Raw genomic sequence first — 21,452 nt, forward strand, 5'->3', positions numbered from 1 at the left:
TCGGAGGAATAAAACCCTAGAAGCTCGGGCTCGACGATTATCCCCGAATCGGTTCGATTCAACAACCCCAATGTTCGGTGAACCGGACTATGTTGAGGAACTTGTCGAGGAAACGGATATCCCAGAAATTGCGCTAGCTGAAGTGCCAGTCGCCGAAGAAGCTCCAACGCATCCTTTTGAGGAGGTGAAAATAACCCCTCCTAGTGAGCCATCACAACATGACTTTAGAACCTCTAGGGCATCCGCCCTTGCTGGTGCATCCAACGCCGCACCAGCCGTACCACCAGTGACCCAGCCTCCTATTGTTCCACCGCCACCCGGAAGTGCCTTTGCTCCCACAGAGTCATTTCATGCGTCGCCGCACCCGGTGGACACCTCGCCGGCTACCACGGTCGATTCGCCGCAACCTCCTGTTGATACCCCGCCGCATCCCGGTAGTGCTTTTGCACCTACCCAGGCGTTTGGTGCAGCAACAGCGGTGGCCGTCGCGCCTCCTTTATTAGCGCCCGAAGAAACTCTTACCCCGCCACCGGCACCACCTGCACCCCCAACTCCGCAAAAGAGCGCACGTCCTCGAATCCGGATTCGACGTGTTACCGGCATTGATGGACTACGTGGTCTCGCAGTGCTTGTTGTGGTGATCTACCACTTCTTTGGCGATATTATGCCAGGCGGATTCCTTGGCGTTGATATGTTCTTTGTGCTTTCTGGGTTCTTAATTACCTCGTTATTGGTGCGAGAACGAGCGGTGACCGGAAAAATTGACTTAAAAGATTTTTGGCGACGCCGCGTTAGACGCATCCTGCCCGCAGCTATTGCGGTTTTGGTCATAGTGACCGCGCTGGCAGGCCTTGTTGGTGGTGATCCAGCTGTCGGTTTGGTAGCACAGTTCTTTGGCACCCTACTTTTTGTAAATAACTGGGTGCAGATTGCGGAATCTGCCAGCTATTTTGCCGATTCAGGCGTGCAAATCTTTGCCCACTACTGGTCCCTTGCAGTCGAAGAACAATTCTATGTGATTTGGCCATTACTCTTTGTGTTCCTCACAGCTTCCGGAGGTGTGCGCAGGCATATCCGTTGGGTAATTGGCGGAATGATTTTGGCATCTTTCGCCTGGATGCTCTTCCTTTATGATCCTGGCCAAGATCCAACGCGTGTGTACTACGGCACGGACACTCATTCCTTTGGTTTGCTTTTGGGCGTACTCCTAGCGTTGACTGCTACAACTACGGTTGGATCCCCGGATGCCGATAGCTGGCCAGCGGATCGTGTACCACTACGGCGTGGAGCAGGCGTGATCGGAGCGATCGCTCTTATCGGTCTGCTGCTCATGGTGTTTTTTGTTCATGACACGCACCCATTTACATATAACGGCGGTTTACTCCTGGCGTCCTTCCTTACCGCGGTGGTATTGACCACTGTGGTTCGGGAAGCCGGACCGGTACATACAATTATGAACTGGCGCTTTATGCGCTGGCTTGGTGAACGTTCTTTTAGCCTTTATCTATGGCACTGGCCGATTATTATCCTGCTTGAACAGCTTGTGCATAACCTTGGTCTTACTGTGCCATCATGGGCAGTAGGCCTAGCATCATTTATTATTAGCTTGCTGGTATGTCACTGGTCTTACCTGTGGATAGAAACCCCCATACGACGCCGTGGCTATAAAGCAATTCTGTGGGATGGCTTGATTGCACAACCGCTGTTTCTCCGTGGTGTCACAACGCTCGTATCTGCAGCAGTGTTGCTTGTCGCAGGAATGGCGATTGCAAGTTCACCGCGAGAAACCGAATTGGAACGTGATCTTGTTGCATTGGCGGAACAACAGGAAGCTGCTTCCAAAGCCGCCGCAGCTCTGGTACCGGCGGCAGATACGGCGGACGTTACTAAGCCAATTCCTGGACCACAGCTGATCCCTACAGGTGACCGCATTACCGCAGTCGGTGACTCTGTAATGCTGGCAAGTCTGCCCGCACTCAATGAACAATTTCCAGAGATTCATGTTGATGCGGCAGTATCCCGAACTATTCGGGCAGCACCTGAGATCCTTACAGAGCTTGAAAAAGCAGGTGCGCTTGACCCATTTGTGGTCCTAGGCTTTGGTACCAATGCCCACTTAAGCCAAGAACACCTTGCCCAAGTCATGGAGATTGTCGGCCCGGAGCGAGTTGTTATTTTAACAATGCCCTACGGTGACCGCTCATGGATTCCGCACTCCCATGAAGAAGTGAAGATTGCGGAAGAAAAATATGACAACCTCTATGTTGCTGACTGGTGCCAGCGCGCCAGGGCTGACCATGCTCTGCTGCGTAGCGACCTAATTCACCCAACAGAAGAAGGCGCAAACGCCTATGTGGAATCTATTAAGTATGGTCTAGACCAGTGGGCTAACCACCGGAAAATTCCAATTGGGGAGTGTGGCGTTTAGTAGCTCACCCATCTCGCTAACACCGCGCAAGCATTCGAATGCTGGTTGATTGCGCGGTGTTTTTGCGTGCCGAATGGCATGCCAAGTTGTTAGCTCCCAGAATGCTGAGAAACTCACTTTTCCTCTCAGGTTTTGCCGTTATCTTTCGCTTGTCTTTGATAAAGCGTTACATTTTACTGCAAATGTGCCTTTGAGCTGCATATTTAAAGTCCCCTAAAAGGGAAGCGGGCAAACCTTAAAGATCGCCCGTTATATTTCTGTAATTCGAATGTGATAATAAAGGCACTCCCCAATGGGTTTGTGGTCTTTGGCACTTTTAAGGTGAATTTACGCCTTCTGACCTGCATGTTTTCAAAAGAATTGTGGTTATTTACATAGGAAGCAACTTAGAAGCGGGGGTGATACTACTGTAATTTTCTTGTATTACACTTAGACTCGTTCTGTAACTTGTTGTTGAGTACCTGATGAAGTACTACCCAGCAAAGAAGAAACTGCATGTAAGACGTGGTTTCAGAAAAGCTGGGAAAACCTGAAGGTACGCTTTCGGGAGAAGGAAGCAAATTGAGAAAACACCCGCGTGCCGGATTGTCATCCGGTTGGGTATGGCTGCTGCGATATGTCATTGCTTTTGCCGCAGCCATCTTGCTTTTGGTCGGACTCACCCCGGCGCCAGCAGCAGCCCAAGATGAGGGCGTCGAAAATGCGGCCGACACGACACAAGATGTAGGTGCCGAGTCAGGCGCCGATTCGGAATCCGCTGGCGATACGGAAAGCGCAGGATCACCTGGCGAAGCTGGAGGTGAAAACCAGAGCCCACCAAGTGAAGGCTCCGAGTCAATGCCCATTACCGGACAAGACCAGAACGTGCCATTGGTGCCAGCTGCCGCAGGCATGCCAATCCAAATTGATAAAATTCACGTTCATTCAAAGCAATATCCCGATGCGATGATTATTCGTTGGGAAAGGGTTTTGGTCAATATTGATTGGTCGGTTCCGGATGGCAATATTCGACCCGGCAAAGAGGGCAAAACTTTTACCATTGGGCTTCCGCCCGAACTTCGTTTTTTTGAAGATGAAGACTTTATCCTGGAAGATGATGCAAAGAACAAGGGCGGAGACTGTCACGTTTCGTTTAATGAGCGGAAACTCACTTGTACGCTCGACGACGGTTTTGAGGAAAAATTTGAGGTGAGCGGCACTATTAAGATTGAGGCCCAAGCCCAAACGGCAACTGAATCAAAGATCTTAAAGTTTAACTTTGAGGGGGTTGGTGAAATCGATGCTACCGTTCCCGATAAGGGTACTCACGGTATTTACCCTGAGGTACGCCATGCACCAGACAGGGTTGAAAAGTGGGGTTGGTACGTTCATACTGCTGAACCGACGCGTGCCCAATGGTTGATTCACATTGGTGGTTCGATTGTTAAGGATGCTGGGGATTCGCCGATTGTTATCCGCGATTCGCTAAAGGGCCACCCACACTCTTATGTTGAAAATTCCTTCCGGGCAAAAATCTTTGAAGTAGAAGAAAGTGACAATGGTCGCGGTGGTAAAGCTCGGGTGCGAACCACGCGCGATGAAGATGCTCCTTTGCTCGAACTTGAAAAAGAAATTAAAGATAAATCGGTCACTATTACATTGAAAGCCCCACAAGGTGGTTGGGACGGAAGCAAGCACTACATTGTTTTCTATGACACCGACGCTGACAAGCTCGCACCATTGGATGCGCGTACTGAAAACCATGCATATGTAGATGTCAAGGGCACAATATCCGAAGACGATACCTATGTGAGCCGTAATTCTCATGGCTCCGGAACAGTACGTGGTGTTGATCGTGCTTCGGTTCAGGTGGAAAAGAAACTCACCGATAATTCCGCACCGGTTCCGGCAGACACAAAGTTCACTGTGAAAGCCGAGTATGAGCTGAAGGGCCAAAAGGTTTCCGAGGACTTGGTTCTTGAAGCAAATGGTGCTCCAGTTGCTGGCCAAAACCACCTTCCTCGCGGAACCAAGGTCAAGCTCAGCGAAGTGAACCTTCCAGACGTGCCAGGTGTGAAGTTCGGTGACCCAGTGTTTGCTCCAAAAACTCCTGGTGATCCAAATGTGGAAATCCTAGCTGGAGGCAAGGAGGCCATTGCCACCACAATTGAAAACTCCAATATTGAATTGGTCCTTACTAACTCCGCATCTGTATCCGATGGTGAATTCGGTGTAGCAAAAACCTCGAACCATGCTGATGCGAACCGTAAGTTCCGGTTCAACTACACCTGTACAGTTGGCGACGCCCAGAAAACCGGTGTTATCGAAAACGTTGCAGGTGATGGCAAGGTAGTCATGGCTGGGGAACGTTTCCCGGTGGGCACCAAGTGCGTGATTACTGAAGACCGCGATGCAGCAAACGATGTCCGCCAAAATCTGGTTATTGAGCCAAACGATGAGAAAAATGGCGAGCAGGAAATCACTGTAGGTGAAACCAACAAGAATATTGCGAAATTCCGCAATATGTACTCACATAAAACGTCGACGTTCTCACTGCGAAAAGTTATTCATGACCCAATCGTTCAAGAGTTGGCTAAGGATAAAATCTTTACCTTTAATTACACCTGCGGCAATGTTAGGGGTGTTCTCCATGTAAGGAGTGATGGAGTAGCTGTTGAACCAGGCAAGGCTTTCCCGATTGGCACAGAATGCACGATTACTGAGGATCGGGCTTCTGCACAAATCAAGGATTATGATCTCACTACCGCAAACCTTGAACAGCGTTTCCGTATACCGGAACAGGAGCAAGACGCCTTCGAAGTAGCGTTTGAAAATACCTATGCTCAAAAGACCGGCAAATTCAAAGTGACTAAGACAGTCAAGCACGATGGCGTGCCGGCTGCAGAACAAAAGACCTTTGATTTCCGTTATGAGTGTAAGCACCCAACCCTGCCTGTTATTTCGGGTGAAATCACGGGGGTAAAGGCTGGTCAATCAAAGGAAGCTGCGGAGTCAATTCCAGTTGGATATAGCTGTCGAGTTGTCGAGGAATTCGGCGATATTGAAGTTCCGCATACTTCGATGGCCAAGGATTTGGGTTCCGCTGCTGTTATTCAGCAGAATTCGGTAGCTGAAGTGATCGTTTCTAACCTGTACACCAAGAAACTGGCTGACTTTACGCTGACCAAGAACGTCACCGATCCCGATGGCGTCGCTGCAGGTAAGGAATTCTGGTTTGACTACGTGTGTACGCCACCTGCAGGCCGTGAAGGTGAGCAGCCGATTACTGGTACCATTGGTCCGGTTTCTGCTGGTCAAAAGGTGACTTCCGAAAAGATTCCTGCTGGTTACCGCTGCAAGATCACTGAGCGGGACGCTAGTGTACCGGACGCTGATCTTTCCACTTCGGGCTTGAACTGTGGTGTTGAACTTAAGCCAGAACAAGAAAATAGTGTCCATGTGGAGAATAAGTACGCTGGTTGGAAGGGCACCATTCAGGTTGCCAAGGTGCTTTCAGGCGCTGCACAGGACTTTGAAGCACTAAAGAAGCATGAGTTTGAAGCTTCCTACAAGTGCGTGAAGGGCGACAAAGTACACGAAGGCACTATTAAGCTCAAGGCAGGTGAGACCACCAAGATTGAGGGCGTACTCGCTAATTCCACATGTACTTTGGTTGAGAATCTTAAAAAGACCAATGTCGAGGGAGTTCAATTTATCCCTGAGCTTTCCACTGTTGAAGTAGAGGCGCCAAAAATCACGGTTAACGGTGGAACTTCGGACGTTCAAATTCGGAACGTGTATTCGGAGCTTGGCAAGTTTAAGGTCACCAAGACTCTTGCGGGGCTGACAGGTGAATTGGCTGGTAAGGACCGCGACTTTGAGATCGAAGCACTGTGGACACTTAATGGGAAAGAAGAATCAAAGATCTTCACCATTAAGGCAAACCAGGTTGTAGAAGATTTCCCGGCATTGCCGATCGGTACCAAGGTACGCCTCCAAGAGACTCGCCCTCGTGATAATGCAATTGCCCACTGGGTTACCCCAGGCTATCGCTCCGAGACTCCAGGTGCAGTTGAAGACTATCGCGATGGCACCGCGGTGCTCACTATTCAGCCGAATACGTTCGCGAATCCCGAACTGGTTACTATTACGAACACTGCAAACCCGCCATGGTGGTGGCTCTTAGTGCCACTCGTCCCACTTGCTTCAGGTAACGCTGGTTCTTCCGGCACCCCAACCCCGCCGGCCCAAGGTAATGCTGCGGCGCCGAGTGCTCAGGGCGTCGAAAAGCAACAGCAGCCAGCACAAGCTGCGAGCCAACGCCTCCTTGCGCAAACCGGTGCATCGGTGCTCGGTATTGTTGCGGTTGCTGGAATTGCAGTAGCTGCGGGTGTATTCCTGGTGCGCAGGAGCCGTAAAAACTCCTAAACCCACCTCATAGTAAAGGTCGAGTGTTAAAAAGGCGCTCGACCTTTTTCTTAGGAAAAATTCAGTACTCACACTTGGGGGATATGTCCAGAAAGATACGCTCAGAGGTGCATAATAGACCCCATGAGTCGACTTTTTGGAACTGATGGTGTGCGTGGTCTGGCAAATCAGCGGCTGACTGCCTCATTGGCCCTGCGTTTAGGTGCTGCGGCGGCACATGTGCTGACAAGCGAAAATCGAACCTCCAAGCGGCGCCCTGTGGCTATCGTTGGGCGGGACCCACGCGTATCCGGGGAAATGCTTGCAGCCGCACTTGCTGCAGGCATGGCTAGCCAAGGTGTCGACGTCCTGCGCGTAGGCGTTCTCCCAACCCCCGCTGTGGCCTTCCTAACAGATGACTATGGTGCAGATATGGGTGTTATGATCTCTGCCAGCCACAACCCCATGCCAGATAATGGCATTAAATTCTTTGCAGCTGGTGGACATAAACTTGCCGATGAAGTTGAAGACGAAATCGAAGCAGCCATGGATAAACTCCCCGAAGAAGGCCCCACGGGGCATGGAATCGGACGTGTTATCGAGGAATCAACAGACGCAATGGAGCGCTACCTCCAGCACCTTTCCCAATCTATCCCTCACAAACTCCAAGGCATCAAAGTAGTAGTCGACTGTGCAAACGGCGCAGCTTCTGAAGTTGCCCCCCTCGCATACGGCACCGCAGGGGCCGAAGTAATAGCAATCCATAACACCCCAAACGCCTACAATATTAACGATAACTGCGGCTCCACCCATATCGAACAAATCCAAAAAGCAGTTATCGAACACGGAGCTGATCTCGGTCTAGCCCATGATGGCGATGCCGACCGCTGCCTCGCCGTAGATGCCGAAGGCACCGTCGTAGATGGCGACCAAATCATGTCTATCCTGGCGCTCGCCATGAAAGAAAACGGCGAACTGCGCAAAAATACGCTCGTAGCTACCGTTATGTCCAACCTTGGACTCAAACTCGCCATGGAAGCAGCTGGAATCACGCTTCGCACCACCGCCGTAGGCGACCGCTATGTCCTCGCAGACCTCAATGCTGGCGGCTTTAGCTTAGGGGGTGAACAATCCGGACACATCGTTATGCCTGATTATGGCACCACTGGCGACGGTGTTCTGACCGGTCTAGCACTCATGGCCCGCATGGCAGAAACCAAACGCACCCTAAAAGACCTTGCCACCGCAATGACGGTACTCCCACAAGTATTAATCAATGTGCCAGTGGCCGATAAGTCAGTGATTGCGACCCATCCAAATGTATGTTCCGCTATCGAGGCAGCCGAAGCTGAACTCGGTGACACCGGACGAGTGCTCCTGCGTGCCTCTGGAACAGAAGAGCTTTTCCGAGTCATGGTAGAAGCACCCACCGAAGAAACCGCCCGCAAAGTTGCTGGCCGACTCGCCGCAGTAGTAGCCGATGTATAAACCCACTAAAAAAGTACTGCTCTTCCTATAGTTTGGCTCCTAGCTGGTTACTGTTGAGTTTGGTTTCCAGCTAGATTCCTTTGGGGGTGGGGTTTGGGTTTGGGGTTTGGGGTTTGGGAAAGGCAGATTTGCGTTGTGGGCTCCTGGTTCGGGGGTGTAAGCTGGGGAAATGTTGTGGTGGGTTGTGGGTGATGTGAAATCTGCCTTGTTGGGTGGTGGGGAGTGTCAGATCTGCCTGATTTTCGGGGCGGCGGGCTGGTTTCCCGAGCCTCTGGACCGCTTGACCCGGTGTTTCATAGGCGTACCCTATTAAACTAGTGATGTTTTTATCCCGATTGTCGCAGATTCCATAAAATCGGCCGAAAAAATGGAATCTGAGACAGCCCCCGAATAGCAGCTCGACCAGTACCCCGACCACTACACGATCGGTAGCCCCAAAAGCCAACCACCTCGCAACCGGCCCTCTAAAAGGTCGACCAGCCCCACCCAAACCCAGGTCACGGGCCACGAGCGCCACAAACCAAGCCACAAACCAAGTCGCAAACCAAGTCGCAAACCAAGCCACAAACTGAACAGAAACACATAGGCACACAAGCCCCAAAATCCCCAATAAACCTATAGCCCCAGAAGAAGATCCCATAGTTTTCTACTAGCAGGGAACCTGAGTTTGTGGTTGTTGCGTCTAACTAGGCGATTGGGTTGCTTCACTGGTCGTGGGGAGGTTTGGAAGTGTCGGGTTTTGAGTTTGATCCGGTCGTGGTCCATGAGCGGTTGGACCGGCTGATTGCGGATTTTGATGGCAGGCACAGGTCGTTCGCTGACGGTGGGCCAAGCTTTCCTGTGGAAGCTGCTGGTAGGGGGTTTGCTGATTATGGTCGGCGTATTGCGGCGATGTTGAACGGGATTCATGCTGCTGGGGAGGTGCGTACTGGGAGGCTGGTTGAGGGATGCAGATTTGCGCGGGATTCGGTGTTGGGGGTGTGTGATTCGGATGGGGTTTTGGGTTCGGAGTTAAGGGGGTTGTGGTGAGTGCGGGGGAGTTGGTGGTTGGGTATTCGTCGGCTGTTGAGGATTTGCGTTGTGCGTCGCGGGGTTTGTGGTTGGGGCCTGCGTTAAACCCGGATTTGCTTTCCGACGCCGCGTCCGCTGTGGATGGTACTGACCCTTCGGCGCTTCTGGAGTGTACACATTTGGCTGTGGGGGATAGTGAGGATTTTGTTGGTACCCAGGAGTCGGTATCTGGGGTATTTCATGAGTTAGGGGATTTCGGAGATGGTTTGCTGGGTGATTGTTTGGAGGTGTTGTCTGCGGATTGGGGTTCGCATAGGGAGGCGGTGCGGTTTATTGAGCAGCAAACGGCTGAGTGCGCTGCGGCGATTAATACGATTGCTCAAGATTCGGGGGAAGTGCTTCGAGCGTTGTGTGAGGAGTTGCAAGGAATGATCGGAGTGTTGTGCGCGCAGTTGCATACATTGGATCCTGCGGAGCATTCGGCAGCGTTTCGGGGGTGTATTGACGCGGCGGGGGAGCTTATTGATCGTGCGGGCACGTTTATTTTAGGTGTATGTGAGGATCGTGATGAGGCGTTGGGGTTGTGTTATGACCAGCTTTTGGGAATGGGAGAGCCGATTGCTGTGCCGGGGAATCCACTAGTGAATTTGGTGGAAGAACCTCCTGCAAAGCCTATTCCGGTGGTTCATGCGGAGAGCAGTAAACCAGAGGCACCAGTCCCAGATGTGCCAGCAACAAAAGTCCCCATTCCTGAACCTTTGCCATCGGATACACCTGCGCCGGAGGCTCCAGCACAGCAGGAGCCTGCCAGTGAAGAGCCGGTTGGTGGGGCGTCGAAACGCGGTGGGGCAAGGAAGGCTGGTGCCTGGTGACAACTACAAATGAGTTTTCAGACTTTATCGAACAATTTCGGGTGCGCGCGGCGAGGAGACTCAGTGAATTTGAGGCTGAGATGGAGAAGACCCGCGCGGCGAGTATGCGGGCAATGCAAATGCCCCGGGAAGAGGCGGCGCCGTACGGGTCAAGGCCAGCACCAGGTCCGGTGCAAAGTGTGCTGAGAAAAAGGCGCTTGTAACTTAACGGGAGAGGAAGCCAGCGAGTGGGCTTTCAGGTTCGGATTCGGACAAGTTTGCTACTCGTTTTGCAGTTACCTCAAGGGCAGAGAATGGGGCGTATTTTTTATCCCCAGTAACGCGGTGCAATAAAAATCCGGTAGCGAGCCCGCGGGCGGTTTCTTGAGCGGAAAACTCCGGCCAACCAAGACCCATGGCGGTTTTTAACATAATTGACTCGGAAAAACCGCTTGCAGAAGCATTGGTAATTTTCCGGTAGGCCACGGGGCCTTTCCAATTGCGGGCAAGTTCCACCGGATCGCCAGAATGGAAAATTGAATCCTTGCCTGCGTCTAAAATCAGGCCAGGAATGTCTACATTATTCGCCGCAGACTCAGCGGAAGGACTGGTAGTTGCTGGATAAATAGCCACGACCGCCCGTGTTTTCGGCCGACCAGCAGCCGCCAAAACTGCGCAACCACCGCCCATTCCATGGCCAATTAAACCAAGTTTTCCAGGAGAAACCGTGATGTTTCCATTTCCTAATTTTACTCCGGCGGCAATCTGCAATGCCGATTCTAAATCGGCCGCAAAACCACGATGATTTGGGGCGATCCCTTGCTCAGTATTCGGGGCGGCCACCACAAAACCCCAGCTGGCAAAATGTTTGAGGGTATTGTGATAGCGCCCAATATCCGTCATCCAATCATGGCCAAAAGCCAGGGCAGGAAGACCATTCCCTTCGGCAGGGGCATAGATTTTTCCTGGTAAACCAGCGAATTCTAAATCACCAGCAAGGACACGATGCGGCCCTCGTTTGCTCAATTTGGATAATTGCTTTTTTAAATTCTCAGCCACAATGCTTAAGGATAGTTCAACTTAGATACTATTGCCGGGGATACGCGCGCCTAATACCGAATTCCTTGCCTAGAAAACTTGTATTTCTAAGGGCGTGAGTTGCGTTTTCCTTCAATCTCAGCAACTTTGCATTATTCTTTGCTGCATGTGTGGAATCGTAGGATATATCGGTGGCCGTGAAGGCCTGCAAGTTGCGCTGGATGCATTACGGCGTATGGAATACCGCGGATATGATTCCTCAGGTATTGCTATTGCAGACGGCCACGGGGGTTTAGAAACAGTAAAACGGGCTGGGAAAATAGCAAATCTAGATGATCGCATTGCGGAATTAGGGGAGAGTAGCTTTCAAGGCCATACTGCGATTGGTCATACTCGTTGGGCGACTCATGGCCGTCCAACTGATATAAATGCGCACCCGCATCTTTCATTCGATGGCAAAGTAGCCATTGTTCACAATGGGATTATTGAGAACTTCTCACAATTACGGCAAGAGCTAGAACGTGAAGGGATTGAATTAGTCAGTGAAACGGATTCTGAAGTAGCTGCTCATCTTCTTGCCCGTGCATATAACGAAGGGGAAACTGCGGGCGATTTTCAGGCAAGTGCACTCGCGGTGTTAAACCGACTTGAAGGCGCGTTTACATTATTGTTTTTGCACGTCGATCACCCAGATATGATTATTGCCGCGCGGAGATCGACGCCGCTTATCATCGGCGTCGGCGAAGAGGAAATGTTTCTGGGCTCCGACGTGGCAGCGTTTATTGCCTATACTCGTGAAGCCGTTGAACTTGAACAAGATAATGTTGTGATCCTAACCAAAGGTGGCTATCAGATCCTGGATTTTGATGGTAACGCTGTAGCAGGCAAACCCTTTACCATTAACTGGGATTTAGCTGCTGCTGAAAAAGCAGGATTTGACTCCTTTATGATGAAGGAAATCCACGAGCAGCCAGCCGCAGTCCGCGATACGCTATTCGGCCATCTACGAGATGGGCGGATCATTCTGGATGAACAGAATCTTACAAATGCCGACCTTAAGGCTGTAAATAAGATTTTCGTAGTAGCTTGTGGTTCTGCTTATCACTCCGGCCTGCTTGCCAAATACGCTATCGAACACTGGGTGAGGATTCCGGTGGAGATTGAAGTGGCATCGGAATTCCGTTATCGCGACCCAGTGCTGGATTCCCGAACATTAGTGGTCGCTGTATCGCAATCAGGGGAAACCGCAGACACTCTGGAGGCGGTGCGCCATGCGAAGGCGCAAGGAGCCAAAGTGCTGGCTGTGTGTAATACCAATGGTGCTCAAATCCCTCGGGAGTCTGACGCCGTGCTCTATACGCATGCCGGCCCAGAAATCGGCGTTGCGTCTACCAAGGCATTTTTAGCGCAGGTCGCAGCAAACTACATCGTTGGTTTGGCATTGGCCCAGGCGAAAGGTACGAAATATCCTGATGAAATAGTGGATATTTGGCGGGATTTGGAAAGCATTCCAGCGAAGATTGAATCACTGCTTTCCTGTGAGGAAGAGGCGCAGCAAATTGCGGAAACACTTGGTCCAATTCCCACAATGTTGTTCCTAGGGCGTGGGGTCGGGTTCCCAGTGGCGTTGGAGGGAGCATTAAAACTCAAGGAATTGGCGTATATTCATGCGGAAGGATTCCCAGCTGGGGAATTAAAGCATGGTCCGATCGCACTAATTGAAGATGATCTCCCGGTGGTTGTGGTTGTTCCTAGTCCCCGAGGCGTGAAAGTTTTACACTCGAAGATCGTGTCGAATATTCAGGAGATTCGGGCTCGTGGTGCGAAAACAATTGTGATTGCGGAAGAAGGGGATACCGCAGTAGAGCCATATGCTAATTGGCTGATTCGAATTCCAGAGTCTTCCACCATTATGCAGCCACTTTTGGCTACCGTCCCATTGCAATTCCTGGCGGCGTTTATTGCGAGAGAATGCGGCAATGACGATATTGATAAACCACGGAATTTGGCAAAGTCTGTGACAGTCGAATAGTTTTTCATTTCGACATACACAAACCCCGACTATGTGAATAAGTAGTCGGGGTTTTGTAGCAATAACTTATTGATCTCCTGCAGTTTTACCGAGTTTTTACTATTAATTTGTATTGTGGGTTACGAACCCTGGCTCTATCAGTAAACCTGCAGGTCTGGGCGTCGATACGCAATCATGGGGGTAGTGGTTTGCCCGGGTGTAAAGGCGTGCACAATGACTTCTATGCCAAACACAAGCGCGAATCTTTGGTGCTGTCGAACCTTGTTTTATACATTCATTATGTTGTCCAAAGTTGTGGGGGTACTTGAGAATCCCGGAGCGAAACAAATTTGATATGGGTGGTGTGGTAACCCTTTTGCCTATTGGAAGGACACCTCAGTGGCTGTGGCAATGGCAATGCTGCTTCAACATCAATCCGATCCGGAAGTCACCGAAGAAGCATTACGAACCCAATTAATGGAAGACTGGCGAGATTTCGACTCCGCAAGCCTCACACGATCCGAAGCTGACGAAGGAGTCCTCTCCTTTACATACGGGAACTACGTGATCACGCTAGCGCAAATACAACAACCCATGCTGGAACTTACCCATATAAACGAACTATGCGCGGCGAGTAGACTCTGGCCAGATGAAGTAGCCTTTGATACCGACTACCAAGCGCACACTATCGTTAGTGTGGCGGGGCTTGGCCCAAACGATGAAATGGAAGTTTCCGCGCTGCTCACACAAGTTATTGCATCATTGATCGCCATATCGTCTCAAGGATTCGCAGTGTTTTGGGAAGGTGCACAGCATTTGGCATATCCCGGATTTGTGCGCGAACTCGCGCTGAAAGAACTGCCGCAACCACTGCCTGCAATCTGGGTTTCCTACAATATTGGTCCGGGTCCCACCGGAAAACTCGCGGCACTTACAGTAGGGCTCGACCGTCTTGGCCTTATGGACGTAGAAATCCCAGACGCACAAAAGCCAGGACGCGAAACCCTCGAAATCCTTATGCGCACAGCCGCCTATCAAATGGAAAATCGAATCCCAATAGATAACGGCATAGTCATTACTGGTTCGGAAAACACGAAGATCAATGTAGTGTATGGTCCGTCAATGATTCCGCAAGACAAAACTGTCATTCAACTCCATATCGAATCTGCATAGTTCACAGCTACTAGGCTTGAGTGGTGTCAACCTTTTCCTAGTCCCTAGCTATGCATAAAGAAATGAATTACCAGCCACCCACATTGACCGTAGACCTTGTAGCCTTTCAGCTTGAAAACAACGAACTGACCGTGCTTCTACTACGGCGGGTGGCAGCACCTTTTCAAGGAGAACTTGCACTTCCAGGAGGCTACAACTGGAAAGGTGAAGCCACTCAAAATGCCCTTGCCCGAATAGCCCAAGATAAAATCGGCCTAAATATCCACACCGAACTCGGATTTTTCGAACAGTTATACACGTTTGATACTGTAGCTAGAGATCCTCGGGGGCATGCCGTATCTGTGGTCTATCTCGGCTGCGGGGCGAATATCCACCTCACCGAAGGAAGCCATAAGGGCGCTTTTTACCCAGTAAGTGCACTACCGCAATTAGCGTTTGATCACAATGAAATTGTGCATTATGCGCACCAGCGGCTGAAAAACAAAATAACCTACAGCAATGCCATTAGCGGACTCTTGCCGCAAGAATTCACATTGTCCCAATTGCAAGCGGCTTACCAAGCTGTACTTGGGCGCAACATAGATAAACGAAATTTCCGCAAGAAAATCCTGAGCCTTCATGCCATTGAAGAAACCGGAAATCAATGGCGCGAAGGTGCCCATAGGCCCGCGAAACTCTACCGATTCCAAAACCCAGAATTCGAAGAATTCGCAGCGCCATTCTAAGGTGCAATGTGAACTCGCCTGGGAAAGTGGAGTGGGTTTTTGTTCTATGGTGCTTGGGGTGGTTTGGGAGGGCTGTGGGTTTGGGGATGGCGGGGTGGGAGGGCTGTGGGCAGGACCTTGGGAGTGTTTTGGGCGGGCCTGGGCTGGGCCTAGATAGGCCTAGTCAGGGCCTGGGAAAGGCTCGGGCAGGCAGATTTGTGTTGTGGGCTTTCGGTTTGGGGGTGTGAGCTGGGGAAATGTTGTGATGGATTGCGGGTGATGTGAAATCTGCCTGATTTCGGGTGATCGGGTGTCAGATCTGCCTGGTTTTCGGGGCGGGTTGGCTGAAAATTCCAGGGTTTCCCGGGTGTTTGAGTTGGCTTCCTGGAGGGCGGGCTGGTTTCCCGAGCCTTTGAGCCGCTTTACCTGCAGTTTAATAGGCGCACCCTATTGAACTAGTGATGTTTTCATTCCTACTGTCGCAGATTCCATAAAATCGGCTGAAAAAATGGAATTTGTGACAGCAACCCATGTTGTACACAACTATTGACCTGGGGTTTGTCGCAGATTCCATAAAAACAGCGAAAAAAATGGAATCTGTGACAGGTTCTCTACCTATCGTGTCGCAGATTCCATAAAATCCGCCGAAAAAATGGAATCTGTGACAACACGCCCAACCAGCACCCAAAAAGTCCGGCCAGCGCCCAAAAAGACTGAGCACATCCTGGCCAGCAGCCCGAAAAGATTAAGCACCTCCCACCCAACCCATATGCACCCCAACCAAATCGCAGGTCACCGGACGCGCAAAACCAAACCACAAGCGCAAAACCAAACCACAAGCGCAAAACCAAACCACCGGCCAAAAACCAAGTCACAAACCCCAAAACCCACAAACGAAAGCCAGCCCAACAAGCAGGTATCAGCGTATTTAGGGTGGCTGCTGGTTCTACTGTGGCCAGAGGGTGTCAGGGATTTCCCATACGGGACCTTCTTTTGCCATGTCTGCTATTTCTGGATCTTCGTAGGCATTAGGAAGTTGGTTGGCAAACCCATTATCGCGGGCTTTGGTGTCTATTAGCAGTAGTAGGCGGGCATTGTCTGCATGAATGCTGTCTTTGGGAATATCACTTGGGTGTCCATGGGTAATGGCAAAGTATGAAGGCGTGCAATGCCAGAAAATCATTCGAGCCGTTCTGATATCGCAATTTGGGTTTTTGATGATCTGCTCAAGCGGCCAGTATCCATCATCGAAATTATAGTCTTTGGCCAGGTAGTGAAGTTCTTCTGGCTTGGCAACTGCCTGGTATTCATTGCTTATTTCTGTTTGGTATTCCTGAAATCCAAGGGTTCGTTGCCGCAGATGTTCTTGATAGAGCAGGCGTCCTTCCGGGGTTTTGCTTATTGGGGTGATATCGCAATCTTCCATTTCTTCTGTGAAGTCTTGCTCGTCCAGCTGGGTGTAGTAGCTGTCTCCCGCGATAGTGCCGCGGATCTGTAGGAGATCGAGCTCGTAACTCCTTGCTGCGGTGATCATATGGGTCCTTTTGTAGCGGAGGTAGGAAGTCTTGTGAGTTTATTGTAATTCGTGGTGTTAGTGAGGTCATTGTTTATCCTGGGGATAATAGGAGTATTGCGCGCGATTCTCGAATTTATATTTTGGTACATTGCGTTATTTACATGCATTGTATTTTGCTGAAACTCTCCTATATGAAGCTCAATAAAAAAATTGATAAGTCCTGTAAAAAGGATTCATTAACAGTGAGATTTACATGTAGGGAATCTGCGATACTTACAAGGTAAGGTGTGCTATACATGCTTTGAACTGCAGAAAAGGCGTCTTTTATTTCATGTTTAATCCCTGTGAATTTAGCAATTAGAATCGCTGAATTTTGCCACGCCGAAGATCTAAATGTACCCCTACTTTGCGTGCTTGGAAACTAAGATGTGTTTCTATGGAGCCTTTGTTTCCTGCCGAACTGGTAGACCCGCTTTTAAAGGAAAGTTTTGCCCAAAATGGGGCTGGGGTTATTGATCATGCTCAGTCTCAGGTGGTTGCAAAGGATATGGGTCAGCTTATTCCTATTGAACGTAGGATTGCTGATGTTGTGGTGGCTGCAATGAGTGGTGGCCGTCATGTGTTGTATCCACGTCGGGTGCTTTTGGTAGCTGGTTCGGGGTGGCGGGGCAGTGTGGGGCTTATAAGTGCGGTTGAATTGCTTGGTCGTGGTATTGCTGTGGAGGTATTTTTTGCGGCTGGGGGTGCAAAGCAGCTTCGTAGTTTAGAGTTCCAGCGTTATATTAGCGCTGGTGGCAAGGTTTTTAATTGGTTGGAAGTTTTTAATTCGAATTCGATTGGGGCGGAATTTGATCTTGCGGTCAATGCCCTTGATTTAGGTGATGAATTCGAATATCACACTGTCTTGTCGTTGCCTACGGTTGCTATCGGTGTGCCTACGGCGCAGTGGAAAGCGGATTGTTCTATTGCTATTGGCTGGGCAACCGTTGAGCATATGCAATTCGGTGGTCGGGTGTTTATTGCTCGGGTTCCAGTGGAAAGTCCAGGGCCTTCGGAAACCTATGGGGTGCGAGTTGCTCGTCGTGATGCTTCGTATCTAGGTATTGAGGGGGTTAAGGAGCTGCGGGAGCCACGCCATCGTTCTCCATATGGTGGCCGGGTTTCTGTGGTTCCGGCGCGGGTGGGGATTTTAGGTGGCACGGTGAGTCGTACTGCGACTCATGTATTACCGGCGTTAGCAGCCCAACGGTATGCCGGGGTGGAAGTAAGTATTGTGGGGCGCTTGGACCAGTCGCCCGCAGAGCTTCCCGAGGCTTCGGTAGTTGGCTCATTAGAGCAAGTTCGTGGGCCCAGCCCTGATTGTTGGGTGATTGTCGACGGCGCGAGCGCTGCGCAAGTCGCGGAGGTAAAACGTAGTGGGACTCCATGGTGGGATGGGCGTGGTGAACGAATCTTAAGCCAAGATTTCCAGGTATTTCCCGGCCCTATCACCACGATTCGCAGTGCCGACCAAACCATTGTTGTTGATACAGAATTACAACGTGTCCTTGGCCCAGGTGCTCGGGACGTATTACTTGGACTCTTGGCGGTAAATGAAAATCCCGTTGTTGCTGTTCAGGCTTGGGCAGAGGCCGTTGCGGCGGTGGGTGAGCCTTGGCGTTTTGTTGCGGGAAGCCGGGTCGTCGAAAAGCTATAGCGGTGTTTTGTATATCCCAAACTTGTTCAGGGGTCCGTTTGGTCACATTTGGTGATTTCGCCACTTTTTCGGTGTAGCATCTGAGAAGCGCCCATCTTGCCTCCTAAAACTAGGCGAGGTGGGTGCTATTTGCAGCCTTTGGAAATTCTATCAATCTTGGTCCTAAAGATGAGGGTTAGCTGTATGCATGAGGCCTTAAATGGCTCATCTCGAAGCGTTCGCGCTTGGTATAAAGAGTCCTGGTCAATGATGGTTCAATATGAAAAATCCACCGATGCTGAGCTTGTTGCAGCGGTGGATCAAGGTAAAATACCCCAACTACTACCTCCCGAAGATTTCAGCAATATCGAACGTAAAAAGCACTGTGGCAGGTTTTCTAATTTTATTGCCGCAGTTCTTTATGCAGTAATGTTCGGTGGCATTATCGGACTGGTCTTCGGGCTCCCCGTGTATTTCATTTGGGGCATTCAACGCCCTGAACTCTGGCTCCTTGGCTTTCTTGCCCTTGTAGTTTTTCTCTATTGCTCCAACCAGTGGGGTGGAAAGTCTGAATCTAATAGGAATGCACGCCACTATAAAAAGTTCTATCAACGTTGCACTACTGAAGCGCGAGAAGCAACCCGGCTACTTCGAGAGGAGGAAACTATTCCCCGACAATTACGTTATACCGGCGATGCAGCCTAACTACGGCGGGGCGTCGAAAATCATTCTAAATAGTCTCGCAATCGTTGAAACGAAAGGTTAACAAACCGCCGATGTACGGCGGTAGGCGCCGCCGATAAGCACAATAATTGGGCGGCGCGGTTATGGGCAAAACGGCGAATTAAGTCAATTGCTGAAGGGGGCAGCTCCCCATAACCTTCCAAAATCTTAAATGCTTTATCTACTAGTTCTTCACACATTTCTTCGGATATTTGGGGGAGTTTCGCAAAGGAAACATAAAAATCCGCGATTTCGTTCGGATTTGCCATACTCAAAAACACCGAAATGTCTTTATTAATAAAACCCAATTGGGCCGCAAGTTCGATGAGCGTTCGCTCTCGCTGAAATAACGCCAATGCCAAGCGGCAGTCTGATTGCGCAATCAGTGATTCGATAGCATCATAGGTGTCTGCCAAATCCTTAGGTAAGGCAGTGTCTGACTTGCCTTCCGCTTGTCTGCGCAACGCTAAAAGCCGATGGCGTTGTGCCTCCAGTTCAGTGATCCTCTTGCTTAAAGAATCGATGGCTTCATCGATTGCTGCCACACTCCGCGTAACCAAATGAGGTGGAGCAGAATCCTCTAGTTCTGCTGGTAAATGGTCTTGAGAATCACCAAGGTGGCGGGGGATTTCTGCCAACGGAATACCCGCATTTGCCAATACTCGAATCCGCACGAGCCTAGCTACATGTTCGAACCCATAATCGCGCCATGCGCCGTGTTGAGGTGGAACCGGCAATAATCCAATTGCATGATAGTAACGCACTGTACGCACCGAAACACCAGCTATTTCAGCAATATCAGATACCCTCATATTCCCATTTTCCAGTGTTACCTAAGGTCACAGTCAAGCGTTATACGCGGAAACTGAGATTGTTTTAGCAGTGCAGGTCGCGGCTTTTTAAAACAATAAGCCCAAGTATTGCAGTGCAAATACCAATTACGAGCATAATAAAGTTTTCGGTTAAATGTTCGTGAGCTGGCCAGGCGAATACGGAAACGTTTAGAAGCCAAGTTGGGAGCTCTAGTAATGTGCCAAAAAACTCCATAAAACCTGAGGTAGCTACAGGTATCCAGGCAATGGAAGGGGTCCCAAATCCGGTGCAAGCGATTGCAAAACAACTCAGAAGAAAAATGCCAGGCAGATAATCAATAATCGCCAGAAACGTAGGTTGGAAAAGATCTTTACCACCGCTTATTTCGGCAGTCATGGCGGCAATAAACGCGCATCCGAAAGTCGCGAATACCGCAAAAACGGTGGATAGACACCAATCAATTAGCAATGGTTGGATGCGGGATTGCCCAGTAGTTATTTCTGGAACTAGTGTTCCGTTTGTTTCATTTCGCGCATAGCTTAATGAGGCTAAAACCGCAGCACAGCTCAAGAGAATGCCAATTACAATAGCAATAAACTTTGCATATATTTCCGCTTGAGCAGTTTCTCCGGTGAGAGCATGGACCAAATTGGCGGTATTTGGGGATTTCTCTAGCAGGGAGTTCATTTCACCAGTGACTCCAAAAAAGCATATTGTGATTACCGTGAGGGCTGTTGACCAAGCAAAATATAATTGAGAACAATGTCGGACCCGGAGTGTAATTGGGTTAAATGGTGTGCTGATCGTTGTCCTATGTAATTGTGGTAATTGAAACCATGTTTGATCAAGATCGCGTCGAATGCTAAGGCTTATCGTGATAGCGATTGCGAGAACGCCGACGAATATCCATAGTGGCCATACTATATTCGATTCAAACGGCTGTACGAGGTCGCGCCAAGCAATTGGGGTCCACCATCGCAGCCATGCGATATCCCAAATGTCCGAACACACTCGCGCTATAACCATAATGGCCAGGCAATGAAATGCGGCGATTCGTGCGTTGCGGGCCGTTCCGCAAAAGTTTCCACAAAGTATGCCGATGATGCCGCTTGCCATCGTGCTGAGGGTAATGCATTTACCTGCAATAATGCACTGATACACAGTGGATTCGGGTTGTAGCATTAAGGCTGCTGCCACGCCAAGTCCTAGAACGCATGTGCTTATTAACGTCGTACATAGTGCCGCAAGTATCGGGGATCGGCGATCTATTCCTTGTGCAAGCACAAGTTCGGTAATGCCGTCTTCTTCAATGCCTCTAGTGAGTGAAACACCCAGGAGAATAGCCATGACGCTACCAAGCAAGATCACCCACATTCCAACTTCCCATATAGTAAACGCCGGTATTGTGAGCGGATCTGGAATGTGCCCATACAGTACTCGAAGGCCTAAATTCGGACGCATCGATTCCGCGAGTCGATCAAGCTCAAATGCATTTGGGTAGGTTTTACGATACGCATGAGGAACCGCTATGCAGAGCGCTATGAGTGGGATCAGCCATGCGGTTAGAAAACCAAGTTTGGCCTGGAGGTTTGTCCGAAGTAATGTCCACATGGGCTCATTGTCTGGTGTGACGTG

The 21,452-nt window shown here is 50.1% G+C and carries 14 protein-coding genes; 10 read left to right on the forward strand and 4 right to left on the reverse strand.

Translation table 11 applies throughout. From position 1 onward, the window contains the following. Positions 1–70 precede the first annotated feature (70 nt). The 5 genes from CFREI_RS01960 (at position 71) to CFREI_RS01980 (ending at position 10,185) form a co-directional block, all read left to right on the forward strand. A complete protein-coding gene (locus CFREI_RS01960; protein WP_051255941.1) occupies positions 71–2,428 on the forward strand; it encodes an acyltransferase family protein in 2,358 nt (785 codons plus the stop codon). Positions 2,429–2,989: 561 nt separating this feature from the next. After that, complete coding sequence (locus tag CFREI_RS01965; RefSeq protein ID WP_156907753.1) at positions 2,990–6,835, forward strand: DUF5979 domain-containing protein; 3,846 nt, start codon at positions 2,990–2,992, stop codon at positions 6,833–6,835. Positions 6,836–6,958: 123 nt separating this feature from the next. After that, positions 6,959–8,302: a phosphoglucosamine mutase gene (gene glmM / locus CFREI_RS01970; RefSeq protein WP_027012721.1), complete on the forward strand. Its 1,344-nt coding sequence runs from the start codon at positions 6,959–6,961 to the stop codon at positions 8,300–8,302. Between the two features lie 729 nt (positions 8,303–9,031). Next, complete coding sequence (locus CFREI_RS01975) at positions 9,032–9,331, forward strand: hypothetical protein (protein ID WP_035112035.1); 300 nt, start codon at positions 9,032–9,034, stop codon at positions 9,329–9,331. Continuing rightward, complete coding sequence (locus CFREI_RS01980; RefSeq protein WP_027012722.1) at positions 9,328–10,185, forward strand: SPOR domain-containing protein; 858 nt, start codon at positions 9,328–9,330, stop codon at positions 10,183–10,185. Before CFREI_RS01975 ends, CFREI_RS01980 begins: the two co-directional genes overlap by 4 nt. 204 nt (positions 10,186–10,389) lie before the next feature. On the opposite strand, the gene CFREI_RS01985 is transcribed toward CFREI_RS01980, so the two are convergent. After that, a complete protein-coding gene (locus CFREI_RS01985) occupies positions 10,390–11,223 on the reverse strand; it encodes a poly(ethylene terephthalate) hydrolase family protein (RefSeq protein ID WP_027012724.1) in 834 nt (277 codons plus the stop codon). 145 nt (positions 11,224–11,368) lie between these two features. Here CFREI_RS01985 and glmS point away from each other — a divergent pair, with 145 nt between their 5' ends. From glmS to CFREI_RS02000, 3 genes are all read left to right on the forward strand, one after another. Next, positions 11,369–13,234, forward strand: coding sequence for a glutamine--fructose-6-phosphate transaminase (isomerizing) (gene glmS / locus CFREI_RS01990; RefSeq protein ID WP_027012725.1), 1,866 nt, complete (start codon positions 11,369–11,371; stop codon positions 13,232–13,234). Positions 13,235–13,612: 378 nt separating this feature from the next. Next, positions 13,613–14,386 carry a DUF4261 domain-containing protein gene (locus CFREI_RS01995; RefSeq protein WP_027012726.1) on the forward strand — a complete coding sequence of 258 codons (774 nt, stop codon included), beginning with the start codon at positions 13,613–13,615 and terminating at the stop codon, positions 14,384–14,386. Positions 14,387–14,448: 62 nt separating this feature from the next. Next, positions 14,449–15,111, forward strand: a complete 663-nt coding sequence (locus CFREI_RS02000; RefSeq protein WP_240483207.1) for an NUDIX hydrolase — start codon at positions 14,449–14,451, stop codon at positions 15,109–15,111. A gap of 925 nt (positions 15,112–16,036) precedes the next feature. On the opposite strand, the gene CFREI_RS02005 is transcribed toward CFREI_RS02000, so the two are convergent. After that, positions 16,037–16,624 carry a DUF4274 domain-containing protein gene (locus CFREI_RS02005; RefSeq protein WP_027012729.1) on the reverse strand — a complete coding sequence of 196 codons (588 nt, stop codon included), beginning with the start codon at positions 16,622–16,624 and terminating at the stop codon, positions 16,037–16,039. 418 nt (positions 16,625–17,042) lie between these two features. On the opposite strand from CFREI_RS02005, the gene CFREI_RS02010 reads away from it, so the two are divergent. Further along, a complete protein-coding gene (locus CFREI_RS02010) occupies positions 17,043–18,302 on the forward strand; it encodes a hypothetical protein (RefSeq protein ID WP_027012730.1) in 1,260 nt (419 codons plus the stop codon). Between the two features lie 183 nt (positions 18,303–18,485). Further along, positions 18,486–18,986 (forward strand): hypothetical protein, encoded by a 501-nt coding sequence (locus CFREI_RS02015; protein WP_156907754.1) that lies wholly within the window; start codon positions 18,486–18,488, stop codon positions 18,984–18,986. Between the two features lie 20 nt (positions 18,987–19,006). On the opposite strand, the gene CFREI_RS02020 is transcribed toward CFREI_RS02015, so the two are convergent. Both CFREI_RS02020 and CFREI_RS02025 read right to left on the reverse strand, forming a co-directional pair. Next, on the reverse strand, positions 19,007–19,816 hold the full coding sequence (locus CFREI_RS02020) for a MerR family transcriptional regulator (protein ID WP_051255942.1): 810 nt from the start codon (positions 19,814–19,816) through the stop codon (positions 19,007–19,009). Between the two features lie 64 nt (positions 19,817–19,880). Continuing rightward, entirely contained in the window at positions 19,881–21,428 is a 1,548-nt protein-coding gene (locus CFREI_RS02025; protein ID WP_027012732.1) for an efflux permease Rv1217c-related protein, read from the reverse strand. Positions 21,429–21,452: the final 24 nt, after the last annotated feature.

It is taken from the genome of Corynebacterium freiburgense, from assembly GCF_030408815.1.
Classification (GTDB): domain Bacteria; phylum Actinomycetota; class Actinomycetes; order Mycobacteriales; family Mycobacteriaceae; genus Corynebacterium; species Corynebacterium freiburgense.